The sequence below is a fragment of the Streptomyces sp. NPDC059398 genome, from assembly GCF_042751845.1.
In the GTDB taxonomy this organism is placed as follows: domain Bacteria; phylum Actinomycetota; class Actinomycetes; order Streptomycetales; family Streptomycetaceae; genus Streptomyces.
Genome location: NZ_JBHYWP010000078.1, coordinates 32,015 through 32,968 on the forward strand (window position 1 = coordinate 32,015; position 954 = coordinate 32,968).

At 74.9% G+C, this 954-nt stretch carries 1 protein-coding gene; it reads left to right on the top strand.

Translation table 11 applies throughout. The features are described 5' to 3' along the window. The first annotated feature begins 196 nt into the window (after positions 1-196). Positions 197-754: a cysteine hydrolase family protein gene (locus tag ACFXBC_RS24925; protein WP_385028519.1), complete on the top strand. Its 558-nt coding sequence runs from the start codon at positions 197-199 to the stop codon at positions 752-754. Positions 755-954: the final 200 nt, after the last annotated feature.

A 954-nucleotide genomic window follows, 5' to 3' on the forward strand; every position in this document is an offset into this window, starting at 1 on the left:
GGGTGGGCTTTCCTGGGTGTGCCCCCCTGCCCCCCTCCGGGGGGGCGCCGGGGCGCCCCCGGGGGGCCCCCCCCCGCCCGCCGACCCCCCCGCGGGGGGGTGGCCCCCCCGGCGGCCCCGCCCGCCCCCCGACCGCTCGCGGTCCGGAACCGCGAGATTCCAGGAACAGCGCTCCACCCCTCCGAAAGGCACGGCCATGTCCCGCCCCGCACTGCTGCTGATGGACCTCCAGAGCAACCACCTCGCCCACATGCCCGACGACTACCTGCCGCACGCCGTACGCGCGCTCCGCGCGGCCCGCGCCGCCGACGTTCCGGTCATCCACGTGGCACTGCAGCTGCGCGACGGTCACACCGACGCCCATCCGCGCAACAAGATCTTCGGCGCCCTTCCGCACCACCTCTTCACGGCGGACGACCCGGGCGCCGCCATCCACCCCGATGTGGCCCCCACGGGCGGCGAGATCGTCGTTCACAAGAACCGCGTCAGTGCCTTCGCGGGCAACAACCTCCAGCAGATCCTGGCCGCGCAGGACATCGACCACCTCGTCCTGGCCGGTATCGCCACCGGCGGAGTCGTCCTCTCCACCGCTCTGCAGGCCGCCGACCTCGACTACCGGGTCACGGTCCTGTCCGACGCCTGCGGCGACCCCAGCCCCGCCCTGCACTCCGCCCTCCTCGGTGAGGTGTTCACACGGCGCGGTGAGGTCGCCACCGTCGAAGCATGGGAGAAGACTCTCGACGCCACCCCCTGAGCACCAGTCCCCTCAGCAGCCCCCGGGCCGCGGCGCCGCGGTGATCCCGCGACACCGCGGCCCAGGCCCCCGTTCCCCCCATCCCCGGGGCGCCCCCCCCCGGGGGGATCCCCCCGCACCGTTTCGCTGCGGCGCACCGGCTCCCATTCCGTGTGGGGGTGGTCCTCCACCACAGCGGCCGGGTCGGTGAGGTCGAGAGC

What these genes read in the sequence shown, in the direction of transcription:
- ACFXBC_RS24925 (WP_385028519.1), top strand. Translation starts at nt 197, where the DNA reads ATGTCCCGCCCCGCACTGCTGCTGATGGACCTCCAGAGCAACCACCTC.